Here is a 15,929-nt window from a genome sequence, read left to right as displayed (position 1 = left end):
AGTTTGGTTCAAAATATGTAATTAATTTTGCTTAACTACTTAAAAAACCCATTTTTTGTAGCACGGCTTCGCCGTGCTACAAAAAATGGGTTTGCTCGTCGTAGAGGCAATTCATGAATTGGCTCTACGTTGTTTGTTTTATAGCGTAGACTATGAAAAGATTATGAAAAGATTGAATAACGCTTGTAAATGATGTCTGCAAAGCCTGAATTGAACAACCAAGAGCTTGAGCAAGCTCAAGTAATAACGACATCACCAGTAAAATCTCAGATCAAATCTGAACACTGGCAAATTATTACCACAACTTTTATCACCGTATTTCTTGCTGAAGTTGGAGACAAAACCCAACTAAGTGTCTTAGTGATTTCGGCGCAGTCACATCAGCCTTGGATAGTCTTTGCTGGAGCTGCGATCGCCTTAGTCTCAACTAGCTTATTGGGCGTAATTGCAGGTAAATGGCTAGCGAAAACTTTCTCCCCAAGCTTGCTTAACACCCTCGCTGGATTGAGTTTTCTGATTCTGTCACTTAGTTTATTGTGGGAAGCGATCGCTTAAAAAATATGGACTGGCAATTATTATTTCTCAGCTTCGGTACGATTTTTTTGTCTGAGTTAGGCGACAAAAGCCAATTAGCAACCTTGAGTTTAAGTGGTAGCTCAACTGCTCCTAGATTTGTTTTTATTGGCTCAGCCGCAGCCCTACTAGTAGCTAGCTCAATTGGGGTATTTCTTGGCGACAGCATTTCTGTGTTTTTACCAACAAAATTGCTCAAGGCGATCGCAGCGTTGTTGTTTGCGATTATGGCAATGCGTCTGTTTATGAATGATGGCGACTAACTTAAACCCTAAAAGGCAAAGCGCCCGCGTAGCGAGCGCTTTGCCTTTATAATTGGTTGCTAATATGTCCATTACAAACCATGAAACCTCTTGCCATCATCATCTTAGGAGAGAAAAGTATTGCGATCGCAAGACAAATCCAAGCTGTAATTCCTGATGCACTTATTTATGGACTAGCGTCGCGTACTCAAACTGCCGACCGCCAATATGACAAATTTAGCGAAACTGTCAGCGAATTATTTAGCCAAGGACATCCGATTATTGGCATCTGTGCCGCAGGCATCCTGATCCGATCGCTAGCGCCCCTACTCTCAGATAAACGCGCTGAACCACCCATAATTGCGATCGCTGAAGATGGCAGTGCTGTCGTTCCTCTTTTAGGCGGACTGAATGGGGCAAATGAAATCGCGAGGGCGATCGCTAAAGTTCTGCAAGTCCAAGCTGCAATAACTACCACAGGCGACTTAAGATTTCAGACTGCATTGTTAGCGCCTCCCTTAGGCTATAGATTACTAAATGATAATGAACAAGCGAAGACATTTTTAGCAGATTTATTGGCTGGTAAATCAGTACAACTGATTGGTGCTGCACCTTGGTTAAGCGAAAGTAATCTTCCCTTTGCAGATCCCGCTACCCATATAATTGAAGTGATTTCCAATAAAATTGAATTAGAAGCGATCGCCTCGAAATTAAGCTCAACTCACTTAATTTATCAAATCGATCCGCTCCAAAACCAGAGCATCACTGGCAAACTCTCAATTATTGGCACGGGACCAGGTGCGGCAAAATGGATGTCTCCCGAAGTCAAAGCAATTCTAGAAGATGCAACGGATTTTGTCGGCTACAAAACCTATATCAATTTGGTAAAGGAATTTACGAAGGGAAAGATCATCCATGCTTCCGATAATCGCGTAGAACTAGATCGCGCCCGTCTTGCCCTCAATCTGGCGACTGAGGGTAAATCAGTAGTGATCGTCTCCTCTGGTGACCCTGGGATTTATGGTATGGCGGCGGCAGTATTTGAAGTATTAGACCATGAAGATGATTCTAAATGGAATCAAATCGACATTCATGTTGCTCCTGGTATATCCGCTGCTCAAGCCGCCGCCGCAGCGATAGGTGCTCCCATTGGGCATGATTTCTGCACGATATCTCTTTCAGATATCCTCAAACCTTGGGAAGTTATCGAACGGCGATTAGCCGCCGCCGCCCAAGCAGATTTTGCGATCGCGATTTACAATCCGATTTCCTCCCAGCGTAAATGGCAACTCCCATCTGCGAAAGAGATTTTATTGCAATGGAGATCGCCTGATACGCCCGTAATTTTGGGTCACAAAATGGGACGCAAAGGTGAAAATGTACGAGTGATTAAACTAGCGGAACTCACACCCGAACTTGCGGATATGCAAACCGTGATTATTATTGGTTCTAGTAAGACTAAGACTTTGGCATGGGGCGATCGCATCCGAGTGTATACTCCCCGCAAATACAATTAAGGATCAATTCCTAAGGTCTTGTATGACAAATTGCGATCGCTTAACTGTTACTTGTCTTTGCGATCGCATTCCTGAAAATAAATACAAAGATGAAATATATAGGACTTATCACCTGTTATTTAGATATTTTGGTGATGAGATTAGCAATTTACTGAGAAATCGAGTGTAAAATTAGGTTGCTAAAGAGGTAATTGCTATGAGTCAATATGTTTTACTTCGTATTCAGTCTCTTCAAGAAGAGCTTGAAAGTTTAAAAAAGATTGTCAGTCATCAATTGTTGCAGACCCCCCGTAAAACAACTTATATCAAAGGTCTATGGAAAGATTTTGAGATACATGATGATGATTTTGCCGATGCGAGAAGCGCTATTTTTAAAGATGCGAATAATTGGAAAGAGTAGGAAATCAGATGGATAGTTATTTGGTGGATACTCATGCTCTAGCTTGGTTTATTGTTGAAGACAAACGCTTATCATCTTTGGCAGAGAATCTTTTTAATCAGGCTCAAGAGGGAGATATTCAAATTTTAATCCCGACTCTCGTTTTGGCTGAACTTATGCATATTGCTGAAAAAGGTAAAGTGAAAGTAACGGTTGAGAAGATTTTGCAACAAATTAATCAGGGGGATGGATTTACGATAGTGGCTTTCGATTTTCCTGTTTTTCAAGCAATGCTAGCATTGCCAAAGGAATGAGATATTCACGATCGCGTTATTGCGGCAACGGCTAGTTATTATCAAACAACGTTGATTACAAGAGATGAAATGTTAAGGGCTTCATCTAAAATAAAAACTCTCTGGGATTAAAAAAATTAGGTGGCGAGATCGCTCCTCACTCATCTAAGCCAAACTGCGATCGCTTAACTGTTACTTGTCTTTGCGATCGCTATTGCAGTGAGTCGTTAGTTTCATGCGATCGCATCAACAATCTATCTGCTAAAGGTGCTATTACTATGAGTCATGATTGATGGGGCGATCGCATTAACAATCCATCACCTCAAGGCGATCGCTATTATCCTCAACAGCAATGTCAAAATGAAGCACATCTTCACGCTCACCAAGCTTTGTATAGAGTGCGATCGCGGGGTCATCTCCAATATCTGCCTGCACGAAAATAACGTAGGCTGATCGCGCTATAGCAATCTTCTTTAATTCTTGGATTAACGCAGTGGCAATTCCTTCACGTCGATGCTCTGCTGCAACAGCCAGATCGTAAATATAAATTTCACTCCGCTCTTGTTCAAATTTCTGAAGTTCGTAAGCGGCGAGACCTCCAACTATTGTTCCATTTTTTAACGCTGCGATCACGATGAAATAATCGCTACTTAGCAAACGCTTGAGATAAGCACCGCTTGGACGAGATGAGCTATAGGTAGCAACTTCGTCAAAAGCTTCACCAAAGACAGCTAATAATTCTTCCATAAGTGCGAGGTCTTTGGCGGAAAGCTGGCAAATATTCAATGGTTCGGAAGATGTCATTTTCTGATTATTTAATTGGTATCAGTACAGAAAGCAGTCTAAGATCCCATTTTGGGGTGATTAGGCAGAATTTTTCTACCAAATCACCTATTCGGTGTGTTAGTCCGACAATATCATGTATTATTTAGAATGGTTGCTTCATAATTTCATTATACAAACTGATCGACCACCCCTGAAATTGCTGGGTAGAGTAAGAGATCGCACAAGGGTTAAGCATTACTCTTACTACGCCAAAGAAATCTGTGTGTGATGGATCAGACGGTTTATCTTTTTTCATAATAAGCGAAATCCGAGCGAAAGAGCATTTATTAATTTTTGATTTTCATGTGCCAGACGCACAGCCACTCGAAAATAGCGATCGCCTAATTCAGGGAAACTCAGACAATCACGAATGAGAATCTTATCTTTTTGTAATAACTCCTTTTGTAAAAGAGAACCTGCAATTTCTGTTTGGACTAATAGATAATTTGCAGCATTTGGTAATGGAGTTAAACCTGATATTTCCGATAAGCCTGTAAATAGTTGAGATTTTGCCCCTTCTAACCAAGTCCAAGTCTGTTGTTGAAATTCCACATCTTCAAGCACAGCTATTCCTGCTGCTGCTGCTAAACTATTGACACACCAAGGATCGCGCCATGCTTGCCAACGCTGTAAACGTTCAGGATGGGCGATCGCATAGCCAAGTCTCAGTGCTGGCAGACTGTAAAACTTAGTCAGCGATCGCAAAACCACTAAATTCGGATGCGATGGAACCAAATCGATTAAACTTTGTTGATGCTCTGGTGTGAGGAAATCCATAAACGCTTCATCAATCACCACCAAAGCAAATCTCTCCAGATAAGGCAAAATACTATCTCTAGCAAATAAGTAGCCCGTAGGATTATGGGGATTATTGATCAAGATTCCTTTGTTATGGGAATTGATAATTTCTGGCAGATCGGCATTAAAACTTACATCTTGATTTCTAAATAGAAATGGATACTTTTCTACTTGACAATCAAAAGTTTTGAGAGCGCGATAATAATCGGTAAAAGCAGGCGTAAATAGAACCGTTGCCGATAGTTGCGAAAGATCGCGTCCCACCCATGTTAATAACTCCGCCACCCCATTACCAGCCAAAATCCATTCTGGCGATAACTGGTGAAACTTTCCTAAAGCTTGTCTGAGTAATGTATATTCGGGATCGGGATAATGATTTAGCTCAGTTAAGTGCGATTGAATCGCCGCGATCGCAGATAAGGGGGAACCAAGAGGATTAATGCTTGCCGAAAAATCTAAAATTTGCTCTGGCATAATACCAGCAAGACTCGCCGCCCATTGACGATTTCCACCATGCGTTGGACGTGCGCGATCAGTTACTTGCATAAGTTTTATATTAGTTGCTTTGAATTCATTATTAATTTAGGCTCCATATCCCCACAACTTACAGGAATACAGGTTAAGCTAGGATTAATCATCGCTTCTTACGTCACAATCTATGCTACGAATTGTCACCCAGAGAACTGAAGCAGAATCCGAAATCAAGCGGATTTGCGATCGCATCTATGACGATCAGATGATCCATAAAGAAGCCACCGTCACCGAAATCATTCAAACGATTAGGCGAAAGGGCGATAGCGCCCTTTTGCATTACACCTCTGAGTTTGACGGACAAGACTTTACGGCGGCTGAACTGCGTGTAAGTGGATCAGAACTTGATGCTGCTTATCAGCAAGTCAAAGGCGGGTTGCTCAAAGCAATCGAATTAGCGCATCAGCGTATCGAAGAATTTCACAAAATGCGTGTGCCAAAAAGCTGGGTACACTTTGGCGATAAAGATGTGGTGTTGGGCAAGCGCTATACACCTGTTGACTCGGCTGGTATTTATATTCCTGGGGGAAAAGCAGCCTATCCAAGTACTGTTTTGATGAATGCAGTACCTGCAAGAGTAGCAGGGGTGAAAAAGATTGTGATGGTTACGCCTCCTGGACAAGAACGCACGATCAATCCTGCGATTTTAGTGGCAGCACAGGTGGCGGGTGTCGAAGAAATTTATCGTGTGGGTGGAGCGCAGGCGATCGCGGCTTTGGCTTATGGGACTGAGACCATTCCTAAGGTTGATATGATCACAGGACCAGGAAATATCTATGTCACTCTTGCCAAGAAGCAAGTATTTGGCAGGGTGGGGATCGATTCGATCGCAGGGCCATCTGAAGTTTTAATTATTGCCGATGCTAGTGCTAATCCTACTTATGTAGCTGCCGATATGCTGGCTCAGGCTGAACATGACCAGATGGCAGCTTCGATTTTAATTACCAATGATTCCCGCCTTGCTAATCGTGTTTGCGAAGAAGTAAATCGGATGCTAGAAAATCATCCGCGTCGCTTAATGACAGAGAAAGCGATCGCTCATTATGGCTTAATCGTCGTTGTCGATAGCCTCAAAACTGCCGCCGAGCTATCCAATCAATTTGCGCCCGAACATCTGGAACTCGAAGTCGAAGAACCTTGGCAACTAGTCGATCAAATCCGTCACGCGGGGGCAATTTTTATCGGACATGCCACACCTGAAGCCGTTGGTGACTATCTGGCAGGACCAAATCATACTTTGCCGACCTGTGGTGGTGCGCGTTATTCATCGGCGCTGGGGGTCGAGAGTTTCCTCAAGCATTCCAGTTTGATCCAGTACAGTCCTGAAGCATTAAAAGAAGTATCAGGTGCGATCGCCCTACTCACCGAAGCTGAAGGCTTACCATCCCACGGTGATTCGGTAAGATTACGACTACAAGATCTTTAGTAGCTATGGTTATTGCTAATTCTGCGCCAATATTAACTATTCTCGAAAACGGCGATCTCTTAAATCGCATCGAATTTGAACGGCGTTATACAGCCTCAAACATCAAAAAAGCAGAACTAATTGAAGGAATTGTATACGTGGCATCTCCCTTAAGATTTACCCCCCATGCTGAACCTCATGGTCGAATTATTGGTTGGCTGATTGCATATCAAGCAATGGCAAGTGTTTTAAAAGTCGGTATCGAGCCAACTGTTCGCCTTGATGCTGACAACGAACCGCAACCAGATGCCGTCTTATTTCGGCTAGGGGGTAATGCTCAAGTCGATGAGGATGGCTATATTACAGGCGCACCTGAATTAATTGTCGAAATTGCCGCAAGTACCGTTTCCTATGATTTGCACGCTAAAAAACGTGCTTATGAACGTAATGGGGTAAAAGAGTACATTGTCTGGCGGACATTAGATCAAGCGATCGATTGGTTTATTTTAGAAAATGGTAAATACGTGGAATTAATCCCCGGCACCAAAGGAATTATTCATAGTCACGAATTTTATGGCTTACGGCTCAACGTAGCAGCAATCCTAAACGGCGATATGTCAGCAGTTCTCAAAACATTGCAATAAAAAGAACCTCCCTACGGGAGGTTCTTTTCTTTAGAAGCCCATTACTTTGGCAACGCTAGTGATGTCTGGGGCGATGCCTTTGTGTAACTTGGACTCGGCACAGGCGATCGCTGTGTCTGGATCTTTAATGCCATTACCAGTTAAGACACAGACAATCGTTGCTCCCGAAGGAATTTGATCGCTGACCTTCAGCAACCCAGCGACCGAAGCCGCACTAGCAGGTTCACAGAACACGCCCTCTTCACCTGCCAAGAATTTATAGGCTGACAAAATCTCTACATCAGTGACACTATTAAAAGCGCCATCGCTTTCTTCCCTTACCCTGAGTGCCTTTGCCCAGTTAGCAGGATTACCAATTCTGATCGCAGTAGCGATCGTTTCAGGATTTTCAAAAATCTTACCAGTTACTAATGGTGCAGAACCAGCCGCTTGAAAGCCCATCATGCGAGGCAACTTTGTAGACTTCCCTAATGCATGGTACTGCGAAAATCCCATCCAATAGGCGGTGATATTTCCTGCATTTCCCATAGGAATGCATAGCCAATCAGGAGCATCACCGATCGCTTCCACCAGTTCAAAGGCGGCTGTTTTTTGCCCTTCTAAACGATATGGATTGACAGAATTAACGAGAGTAATCGGGAATTTCTCAGACATTTCTCGCACAATTTCGAGAGCTTGGTCAAAGTTGCCATCGATCGCAATTACTTCTGCACCATAGATCAGCGCTTGACTCAATTTGCCGAGGGCAATTTTGCCATCAGGGATTAATACGAAAGCTTTCATGCCCCCGCGCTTAGCATAGGCTGCCGCTGCCGCCGATGTATTACCTGTACTCGCACAAATTACCGCCGCCGAGCCAGCCTCTTTGGCTTTAGAGATCGCCATGGTCATTCCGCGATCTTTAAAGCTGCCAGTAGGGTTAAGCCCGTCATATTTAAGTAAGACTTTGATATTTCGTCCGAGCCTCTGGCTCAAAGCGATCGCAGGAATTAGTGGAGTATTGCCTTCATGTAAAGTGACAATTGGGGTTTGGTCTGTAACTGGCAAATAATCCGCATAGCGACATATCAGTCCGGGCCAACCATTAGGAACCGTAGAGGCAGGGTAAAGATCGAGACGAGTATCAATCACGCTTTCTTCTATAAATACTTATAAAATGTCAAACCTAGTTTAGCCCTATACCAATTTCAAAATCCAGACTGGGTTTGAGTTGTAATGGCAAACAAGTATAAGCCTATATATTACTGCAAATAGTTAAAGCAATCGTCAAAATAATATAAACCCAAAGATGAAAGGCGGCGCAGAGCGCCGCCTTTCATCTTTGGGTTTTTTGAGCAAGCGAACCACCATAAACTTTTAAAAGTTTATGGTTTGGGTTTGAGCGCAAAGCGCTATATATGTTAACAAAACCAATTTTGAGGTTTGCCGCGCCGAAGGCGCGGCAAACCTCAAAATTGGTTTTGATGATGAGAATTGCTGCCAAAATATCGATTTAGCAAGCCATCAATCTGAGATAGCTTAATTCGAGTATAGAGATTCTTGTTAGGCATGATTACCAAATTAGGTGCTTGTTTGCATTGCTTCTGACAGCCTGTTTTTTGGATTTGGACGCGATCGCTTAAGCCGCGATCGCGCAATTCTTGTTCCAACCGCCGATAAACTTCTTTTCCACCACTCTGCCAGCAGTCAGATTTTTGGCAAATCAAAATACAAGCTAACTTATGGTTGATATTCTGGCTTCTCATGTTCAACCACAAAAACATTGGAATAGAGGTGCGCCACAATCTCTTGACCTTGCTGTGTCAGCGACAAATAGTACAGAGCATCTTTAACAAATGGATATACGCTTGTCCAATAAAATTTAGGATAGTTGCGGCGCAAGTCGCCTGGGTGAGCATAGCCAAGCGCGATATTTACGCCAGTTTCTTCAAACTCATAAAATAAAGCCCCTATTTTCTTAAGATAACGGGGATCGCTGAGCTGTCCAATCAAATCTGCCGATCGCACCAAGCCTGCAAAATGTGTCGTATCTTGATGGTCGCCAGTTTTTGGTACAGGAAATCTTGTCAGTTCAATATTACGGCAAATTTTCTCCGCCTTAATTAAAGCGTGATTAGCAAAGCGCTGATTTACAAATAGTTTAGCGCGATCGACATGGTAAGGAGTTAACCCTGCATCTGATGCTCCTGCGGGTAACTCCACCATCGCATCGCCGATACCAGTGGCAAACTTACCACCGCCATCTTGGAGACAAACTCCTTTCACATAGCCAATATCATGACAAACAAGAGAAATAATGTAATGCAACCAATCTTCAGGCGAGACTCTTCCTTCACGGATATGCTTACCGCGCAAAATTTCTTGACCAACTAGCGTCACTAAGATCGTATGTTCGACGTTGTGGTAAAGCGCATCACTATTGGCAATATTTTCCAGAGCCATGTTGCCAGCCCAGCCGATGATATCTTCATAGTCATGTAGATAGCCGCCATAGGTACGGCGATATCCTAGCTTTAGTTGTTCAACAAAGTTACCGATCAGTAGTTCAGTTGCATTAAACATAAATCTTCGTGTACCTATGTAAAGCCAAAATGTAATCTAAATAATAAGCCTAACTCTTATCTTTAAGTGCGATCGGCAATAAAATTCCAGTAATTCTCATTATAAAAATTGGTTTCGCAATTAGAATTGCGGATAAAATCCCTAAAAGATAATGTAATCGTAAGGTAACACTTTATCTTCTTTAACTTTATAAGGTGCAGCAAAAAGTACTATACGGATAATTCATCGTTAGAGTAATATTATTTAAGTTTATAAATCTTATTTCCTAAGTATCAAATATGATTAAACGCTTCGCTGGTAGTTTGCTATTGCCTGTATCGATCGCATTGGCATTAGCTTCATGTCAGCAGCCTAGTGCTACAACTACATCTCCTTCGCCGTCAGTAGCAGCTTCAGCATCTCCTACCGCGACTCCATCCGAGTCACCTAAAGCAGATGCTTCACCTAAGGCAGATGCTTCACCTAAGGCAGATGCTTCACCTAAGGCAGATGCTTCACCTAAAGCAGATGCTCCTTCTTCTGGAAAAACAAAAGATATTGATGCACTTATCAAGGAAAATGCTGAGTACAAGGAAATGTATACAGCAACTGGTGGCATCAAGTATATTGGTTTAGTCGAGACAGAAACCTGTAAAGCTTTAGACTCAGGCGTTCCCTTCCCGACTCTAATCGATGCTCTCGAAAAGGAATTTGACAAGCAGGGTGGTTCTATGCCCGCCGATAAACTCACCAAGTTGAAAGAGTATACGGGCTTTGTCGTCGGAGCTAGTGTGGTTATCTCCTGTCCTCAACACAAAGATAAGATTAAATCCTAGTCGTTTCAGTAAACCTACAAAAAGAGAGACAGCGCTTTGCGCTGTCTCTCTTTTTGTGATCGAGATAATTACGTGTATGAAATCTGGATACACCCTTCCTGTATTTGCGATCGCTGCTGCTAAAGCCGCAATTTTTGCCATCCAAAGAAAGAACTCAACTTTGGTAGAACTTGATTTATTGGAATCTGGTTCAGGCAAAGTGGAAATTGCCCAAAGCGCAATTATTGATGACAATACAGCGATCGCGATCGCTATTAGTGACCCAGGTGATAATCTCGATCTGACCGCAGGAACTCCTGTCTGGGCTTGGGTAAAATTAGAATCTTCAACAAGTGAAGAACGAATAATTTTAGAAGCTGGAGAAGGTTTGGGAAGAACCTCTAGTGGAGAGCCAGCTATCTATCAATTAGCGCGAAATTTAGCAGAGGTCAATCTCTTACAGCTCTTGCCAGATCATCTCTCTGCAAGAATTAGATTTATTTTGCCTGAAGGAAAAGCGTTGGCTAAACGTACTTCCAATGCTGCTTTTGGCATTCTTGAGGGACTATCTTTATTAGGAACTTCTGCAATATCAAAACCTCTCTCCGTAGAAGATAAACTCGAAGAGTTTCGCGCAGATTTACGAACTAAAGCATCTAATTCCCATGAAATAGCATTTTACATCGGTGCAAATGGCTACCAAGTCTCTCAAAATCTTGGGTTTCAAACTTCACAATTAGTCCAGACAGCCAATTGGGTAGGCGCAATGTTAGTAGAGGCTGCGCTCTTAGGTGTAACTTCAATAACTCTTGTTGGTTATCATGGAAAATTATTAAAATTAGCAGGTGGAATTTTCAATACTTCTAGTCACTTGGCTGATGCCAGAGTGGATATTTTAGTTAGAGCTGCCGTGCATGAGAATTTACCGATCGCCCTAATTCAAGAAATAGAGCGATCGCCTACAGCCGAAGCAATACATAAATTATTAGTTGAGCAAAACTGCGATCGCGTGGTTTTTCAATATCTCACCGATCAAATTACGCAGCGAGCCACAGCTTATGTACAGAAATACACAGATCTTAAAATTGAGATCAAAACAATTTTGTGCGATCGATTAGGACAGTTAGTTGTCTAAGATAAAGACAGCGCTTTGCGCTAGTCTTTAATCTTAGAGTTTTTTAATGCAACCTGTTTATATCGTCGGTGCGGGACCTGGTGATCCTGACTTAATTACAGTTAAGGGGCGTAATCTCTTAATCAAAGCCGATGTGATCGTTTATGCGAATTCTCTCATCCCCGACTCAATGCTACAATTTTGTCGTTCTAATGCCGAAATAATTCCCACTGCGAGCAAATCCCTCGAAGAGATTTTAGAGATTATTGTTGATAGAGTGCGATCGCAAAAATTAGTAGTCCGTTTACACGATGGCGATCCGAGTTTATATGGTGCAATTCAAGAACAAATAGTAGCTCTATCTGAAGCCGAAATCCCTTGTGAAATCATCCCTGGGGTTAGTGCATTCCAACTAGCAGCAGCACGCTTACAAGTAGAACTAACTGTTCCTGAACTAGTCCAAACGATAATCCTTACGCGCATTAGTGGACGTACTCAAGTTCCTGAACGCGAAGAATTATCGAGTCTGGCTGCCCATCAAGCTTCGTTATGTCTATACCTCAGCGCCCAACATGTGGAGAATGCTCAAAGCAAGTTAATGGAACATTATCCCGCCGATACCAATGTGGCAATTTGCTATCGATTAGGTTGGGAAGATGAAAAGATTTTGACGGTTCCCCTTTCAGAAATGGCATCTGTCACCATCAAAGAGAACTTAACCAGAACTACACTGTTTGTGATTAGTCCTGCTTTAAATAATTCAAAAAGTACTACAAAAGAGCGATCGCAGCTATATAGCTCACATTATAAAAGACTTTTTCGTTAAAGACTTATCTTAAAAATCTGGGCGATCGCTCTTTGCGTTGCTTCACGGTCATCTCGGCTCAAAGCCCCAATGCATTTTGTCTTTAGTATCATGAATTATTCGCGCCCCAGATGATCCCCATGTAGGGTCAAAGCATTCCCACGGAAATCCATAAGTTTTCAGATAATTTTAATTGGGGAATGCTTTGACCTAAGCTCGCAACGATTGAAGGTCACAATAAGTTTCCTCATCTTCTGGAGATGCCCACTCACTCAAAGTTTCTGAGATCGCACTGAGATAATCTAAATCTAACGGCTGCAATTTTTTGATAAAGACTCGACCTTCCTCAATTTCAAATACAACAACGTCCCCTTGAGATATGCTCATAGCGTCACGAATGATTTTGGGTATTGTAGTTTGAAATTTAGAGGTTACTTTTGAGGCTAGTAGCTTTTGATCTGTCTGCATAGTATTGCGAGAATAACTGTGGAGAAAAGTAAAACATCTAGTTAAGCGGTTTAATTAACTCAACTCCATCGCGACCGTCCCCTGCGGCACTCAAAAACACTTTGACCTGTTCATCTTTAGAAGTTGGTAATGTGCGTCCCACATAATCAGGATGAATTGGAAGCTCACGATGACCGCGATCGATCAGCGCCAATAATCTAACTACCTTGGGGCGACCATAGTCATGAATTGCACTCAATGCGGCTCCAATTGTTCTTCCGCTATAAATAACATCATCGACTAAGACGATAGTTTTACCATTGAGATCAAAGGGAATCTCAGTTTTGCTAGGTGTTCGCAATCCAATTTTGTCAAGATCATCTCGATAAAATGTAATATCCAAAGCCCCTGAAGGAACTAAAATTCCTTCAAGAGCCTCAATCTGCCTTGCGATCGCTACACCTAGAGGCACACCACGGGTATAAACTCCGAGCAAAACAACATTTGCGAGATCTTCACTAGCTTCGACAATTTGCGAAGCCAAACGATTGATCGTCCGACGCAGCTCGTCAGCAGATAAAATTTCGACAATCTTAGATTGTAACGCCACTTAGTTTCGTTCAATTAGCTAGTAGATATTTACTTAATATATAGCGCTTTGCACTTATCTACCTAACACAAAAGGGGCGCTACGCGCCCCTTTTGTGTTAGGTACTGGAAAATTTATTAACTATCCAAGTGCTTTTCGATCGTGGAAGATAATGTTGTCTTAGGGACAGCACCTACAACCACATCCACCCGTTGACCACCCTTAAATAACATGAGCGTGGGAATACTGCGGATGCCATATTGTCCAGCTACGCTAGGATTCTCATCGGTATTAAGCTTAAAAACTTTGATTTTGCCCTCATACTGTGTAGCGACTTCTTCCACTACAGGAGCAACCATACGGCAGGGACCACACCAAGGGGCCCAAAAATCTACTAGAACAGGGATGTCACTTTTAAGTACGTCCTGCTCAAAGCTAGCATCTGTGACGGCGATCGCTGATGACATGCTTTGCTAACTCCCTAAATATTAAAAACTTTTATTTACAAAAATTGCGTGTAGGTAGTATAACAGCTAGCATTGCACATTTGCTAAAAACCAGAATTGTTAAGCTCGACACTCAATGATTGAGTTAGCTCTTCGCAAGATCATGAAACCAATTTTGGATTTTTACCGCCGTAGGCGGTAAAAATCCAAAATTGGTTATAACGTAGGATGCATTATGAGATCGCTAACGCATCCTCCAAATAATTAAGTCTTCTTAACTTAGTCCAAAAAATAAGAAACCGCCTTTGCTGCTCATAAGCTCAGGCGGAATGTGGTGTGAGGAGTGAACGGAAACTTTCGTCTCCGCTTACATATATATTGTAGTCTAATCCGCAAGTATGAATACGATCGCCCAATTTTTTCGAGTTTTTCAGAGTCGCAAAATGGCGGCGCTTTTGTCACTGGGCTTTGCGTCAGGACTACCCTATGCACTCACCGATGATGCATTTCGCGCATGGCTTACCAGTGCTAAGTTTGACCTTAGTACGATTGGCTGGCTAGGTTTAGTTTCGCTGCCATATTCACTCAAATTTCTGTGGTCGCCATTTATCGATCGCTTTGTGCCACCTTTTTTAGGACGACGCAGAGGCTGGATTTTATTAACACAAGGCGGTTTAGTTCTTGCTATTTTGGCGATCGCATTACAAATGTTTACGATCGATAGCTTACCCCTAGCTAGTCGGAACGAAGCTTTACCAGTTTTAGCAGTTACCGCCTTAGTTCTTGCTTTTCTCAGTGCGACTCAAGATATTGCGATCGACGCTTATCGTACTGATGTCTTAAAAGTGCAGGAAGTCGGTGCAGGGATCGGGATTTGGGTAATGGGCTATCGAATTGCACTTCTATTTGCGGGATTTGTCGGATTTAATTTGGCGACTCGATTAAGTTGGAAATCCTCGCTTTCACAGTTTCTATCCAGCAACGGTTTTACAAGCTTAAGCCTCAGTCGATTTGGTTGGGCTTGGGTATATGTGTTACTAGCAGTTGTAATGAGCCTCGGACTGATCGCCACATTCATCGCCCCCGAACCACCAGAAGCTAATGCGCGTCCTGCGACATTAGATGAAGCTGTAGTTAAGCCTTTTCAAGAATTTTTTCAACGCTTGGGTGGGGGCAAGGTTTTATTAATTCTCATATTCACGATCTTCTATCGATTTAGCGATGCGATGGTGGGTAAAATGGCAGTCCCTTTCTTAAAAACTATTTTTGATGATGGCACAATTGGCACGGTCAGACAGGGAATTGGACTAGTTGCCACGATTGTGGGGACTTTAGCTGGGGGAGCTATTCTTAGCAAAATTGGGGTTAATCGATCGCTATGGGTATTCGGATTTTTGCAAGCGATTAGTAACATTGGCTATTATGCGATCGCCGTTGCTGGGAAAAATGATCTGGTTTTACTAGCTGCAATTAATGTAGAGAATTTTTGCAGTGGTCTTGGAACCGCAGGGTTTTTAGGATTTCTGATGGTGTTATGCAATCCTAGTTTCTCAGCAACTCAATTTGCACTGCTTTCGAGTCTGTTTGCAGTTGGACGAGATATTTTAGCTTCGCCATTTTCAGGTGAGTCGGCACAATTTATTCAGCGTAATCTGCCATCATGGACAGCGATTAATCAGCTCTCTTGGTTGACTGGCAGTGATGGCAAGGGCTGGGCTTTATTTTTCTTGTTTACGTTGGTATTAGCTATTCCTGGCATGATTCTCTTACCATTTTTTGCACCTTGGAATGGAGAATTCAAAAAAGTGGATTCTTTACCGCTCGATTGAAATTATTGCTCTGCAATAATTTCAATCGAGATATTTCACCCGATCGCGTGAGGTGAAGATCGAACGTATTCCAGTAATCTACTAATCAATGAAGCCTTAAACTGACTGCACCCAGCGCACCAACGCTGGGTTTTTA

The 15,929-nt window shown here is 42.6% G+C and carries 19 protein-coding genes; 11 read left to right on the top strand and 8 right to left on the bottom strand.

Going from position 1 to position 15,929, the window contains the following annotated elements; genetic code table 11:
- Nucleotides 1-192 precede the first annotated feature (192 nt).
- From APA_RS18655 to APA_RS18630, 5 genes are all read left to right on the top strand, one after another.
- The gene (locus APA_RS18655) at nt 193-555 is read left to right on the top strand and encodes a TMEM165/GDT1 family protein (RefSeq protein ID WP_236579839.1); all 363 of its coding nucleotides are present in this window, start codon (nt 193-195) and stop codon (nt 553-555) included.
- 5 nt (nt 556-560) lie between these two features.
- Complete coding sequence (locus APA_RS18650; RefSeq protein WP_201323753.1) at nt 561-836, top strand: TMEM165/GDT1 family protein; 276 nt, start codon at nt 561-563, stop codon at nt 834-836.
- Nucleotides 837-916: 80 nt separating this feature from the next.
- Nucleotides 917-2,332, top strand: a complete 1,416-nt coding sequence (gene cobJ, locus APA_RS18645; protein WP_201323752.1) for a precorrin-3B C(17)-methyltransferase — start codon at nt 917-919, stop codon at nt 2,330-2,332.
- Nucleotides 2,333-2,528: 196 nt separating this feature from the next.
- Nucleotides 2,529-2,732: a hypothetical protein gene (locus APA_RS18635; RefSeq protein ID WP_201323750.1), complete on the top strand. Its 204-nt coding sequence runs from the start codon at nt 2,529-2,531 to the stop codon at nt 2,730-2,732.
- 8 nt (nt 2,733-2,740) lie between these two features.
- Nucleotides 2,741-3,025: a type II toxin-antitoxin system VapC family toxin gene (locus APA_RS18630; protein WP_201323749.1), complete on the top strand. Its 285-nt coding sequence runs from the start codon at nt 2,741-2,743 to the stop codon at nt 3,023-3,025.
- Nucleotides 3,026-3,310: 285 nt separating this feature from the next.
- Here APA_RS18630 and APA_RS18625 read toward each other — a convergent pair whose 3' ends face one another.
- Both APA_RS18625 and cobD read right to left on the bottom strand, forming a co-directional pair.
- On the bottom strand, nt 3,311-3,808 hold the full coding sequence (locus tag APA_RS18625; protein WP_201323748.1) for an AAC(3)-I family aminoglycoside N-acetyltransferase: 498 nt from the start codon (nt 3,806-3,808) through the stop codon (nt 3,311-3,313).
- A gap of 273 nt (nt 3,809-4,081) precedes the next feature.
- Entirely contained in the window at nt 4,082-5,173 is a 1,092-nt protein-coding gene (cobD, locus tag APA_RS18620) for a threonine-phosphate decarboxylase CobD (RefSeq protein WP_201323747.1), read from the bottom strand.
- 112 nt (nt 5,174-5,285) lie between these two features.
- Here cobD and hisD point away from each other — a divergent pair, with 112 nt between their 5' ends.
- Complete coding sequence (gene hisD / locus APA_RS18615; protein ID WP_201323746.1) at nt 5,286-6,584, top strand: histidinol dehydrogenase; 1,299 nt, start codon at nt 5,286-5,288, stop codon at nt 6,582-6,584.
- 5 nt (nt 6,585-6,589) lie between these two features.
- Nucleotides 6,590-7,207: a Uma2 family endonuclease gene (locus APA_RS18610; RefSeq protein WP_201323745.1), complete on the top strand. Its 618-nt coding sequence runs from the start codon at nt 6,590-6,592 to the stop codon at nt 7,205-7,207.
- Nucleotides 7,208-7,237: 30 nt separating this feature from the next.
- Here the strand turns inward: APA_RS18610 and thrC are convergent, their stop codons facing one another.
- From thrC to APA_RS18595, 3 genes are all read right to left on the bottom strand, one after another.
- On the bottom strand, nt 7,238-8,338 hold the full coding sequence (thrC, locus tag APA_RS18605; RefSeq protein WP_201323744.1) for a threonine synthase: 1,101 nt from the start codon (nt 8,336-8,338) through the stop codon (nt 7,238-7,240).
- A gap of 317 nt (nt 8,339-8,655) precedes the next feature.
- Nucleotides 8,656-8,952, bottom strand: a complete 297-nt coding sequence (locus APA_RS18600; RefSeq protein WP_201323743.1) for a (2Fe-2S) ferredoxin domain-containing protein — start codon at nt 8,950-8,952, stop codon at nt 8,656-8,658.
- A complete protein-coding gene (locus APA_RS18595; protein WP_201323742.1) occupies nt 8,927-9,769 on the bottom strand; it encodes an Npun_R2479 family HD domain-containing metalloprotein in 843 nt (280 codons plus the stop codon). Before APA_RS18595 ends, APA_RS18600 begins: the two co-directional genes overlap by 26 nt.
- A gap of 278 nt (nt 9,770-10,047) precedes the next feature.
- Here APA_RS18595 and APA_RS18590 point away from each other — a divergent pair, with 278 nt between their 5' ends.
- From APA_RS18590 to cobM, 3 genes are all read left to right on the top strand, one after another.
- Nucleotides 10,048-10,584 carry a hypothetical protein gene (locus tag APA_RS18590; protein WP_201323741.1) on the top strand — a complete coding sequence of 179 codons (537 nt, stop codon included), beginning with the start codon at nt 10,048-10,050 and terminating at the stop codon, nt 10,582-10,584.
- A 76-nt stretch (nt 10,585-10,660) separates the two neighbouring features.
- Complete coding sequence (gene cbiD, locus APA_RS18585; RefSeq protein WP_201323740.1) at nt 10,661-11,698, top strand: cobalt-precorrin-5B (C(1))-methyltransferase CbiD; 1,038 nt, start codon at nt 10,661-10,663, stop codon at nt 11,696-11,698.
- Nucleotides 11,699-11,744: 46 nt separating this feature from the next.
- The gene (cobM, locus tag APA_RS18580; RefSeq protein WP_201323739.1) at nt 11,745-12,503 is read left to right on the top strand and encodes a precorrin-4 C(11)-methyltransferase; all 759 of its coding nucleotides are present in this window, start codon (nt 11,745-11,747) and stop codon (nt 12,501-12,503) included.
- A gap of 189 nt (nt 12,504-12,692) precedes the next feature.
- On the opposite strand, the gene APA_RS18575 is transcribed toward cobM, so the two are convergent.
- The 3 genes from APA_RS18575 to trxA form a co-directional block, all read right to left on the bottom strand.
- The gene (locus tag APA_RS18575) at nt 12,693-12,950 is read right to left on the bottom strand and encodes an AbrB/MazE/SpoVT family DNA-binding domain-containing protein (RefSeq protein WP_201323738.1); all 258 of its coding nucleotides are present in this window, start codon (nt 12,948-12,950) and stop codon (nt 12,693-12,695) included.
- A gap of 37 nt (nt 12,951-12,987) precedes the next feature.
- A complete protein-coding gene (gene pyrR / locus APA_RS18570; RefSeq protein ID WP_201323737.1) occupies nt 12,988-13,539 on the bottom strand; it encodes a bifunctional pyr operon transcriptional regulator/uracil phosphoribosyltransferase PyrR in 552 nt (183 codons plus the stop codon).
- 116 nt (nt 13,540-13,655) lie between these two features.
- Nucleotides 13,656-13,985 carry a thioredoxin gene (gene trxA / locus APA_RS18565; RefSeq protein ID WP_201323736.1) on the bottom strand — a complete coding sequence of 110 codons (330 nt, stop codon included), beginning with the start codon at nt 13,983-13,985 and terminating at the stop codon, nt 13,656-13,658.
- A gap of 377 nt (nt 13,986-14,362) precedes the next feature.
- Between trxA and APA_RS18560 the strand changes: the two genes are divergently transcribed.
- Entirely contained in the window at nt 14,363-15,793 is a 1,431-nt protein-coding gene (locus APA_RS18560) for an MFS transporter (protein WP_201323735.1), read from the top strand.
- Nucleotides 15,794-15,929: the final 136 nt, after the last annotated feature.

The organism is Pseudanabaena sp. lw0831, assembly GCF_016584665.1.
Classification (GTDB): domain Bacteria; phylum Cyanobacteriota; class Cyanobacteriia; order Pseudanabaenales; family Pseudanabaenaceae; genus Pseudanabaena.
Note: the sequence above shows the minus strand (reverse complement) of the source record. Positions and strands in the feature narration are given on the sequence as shown.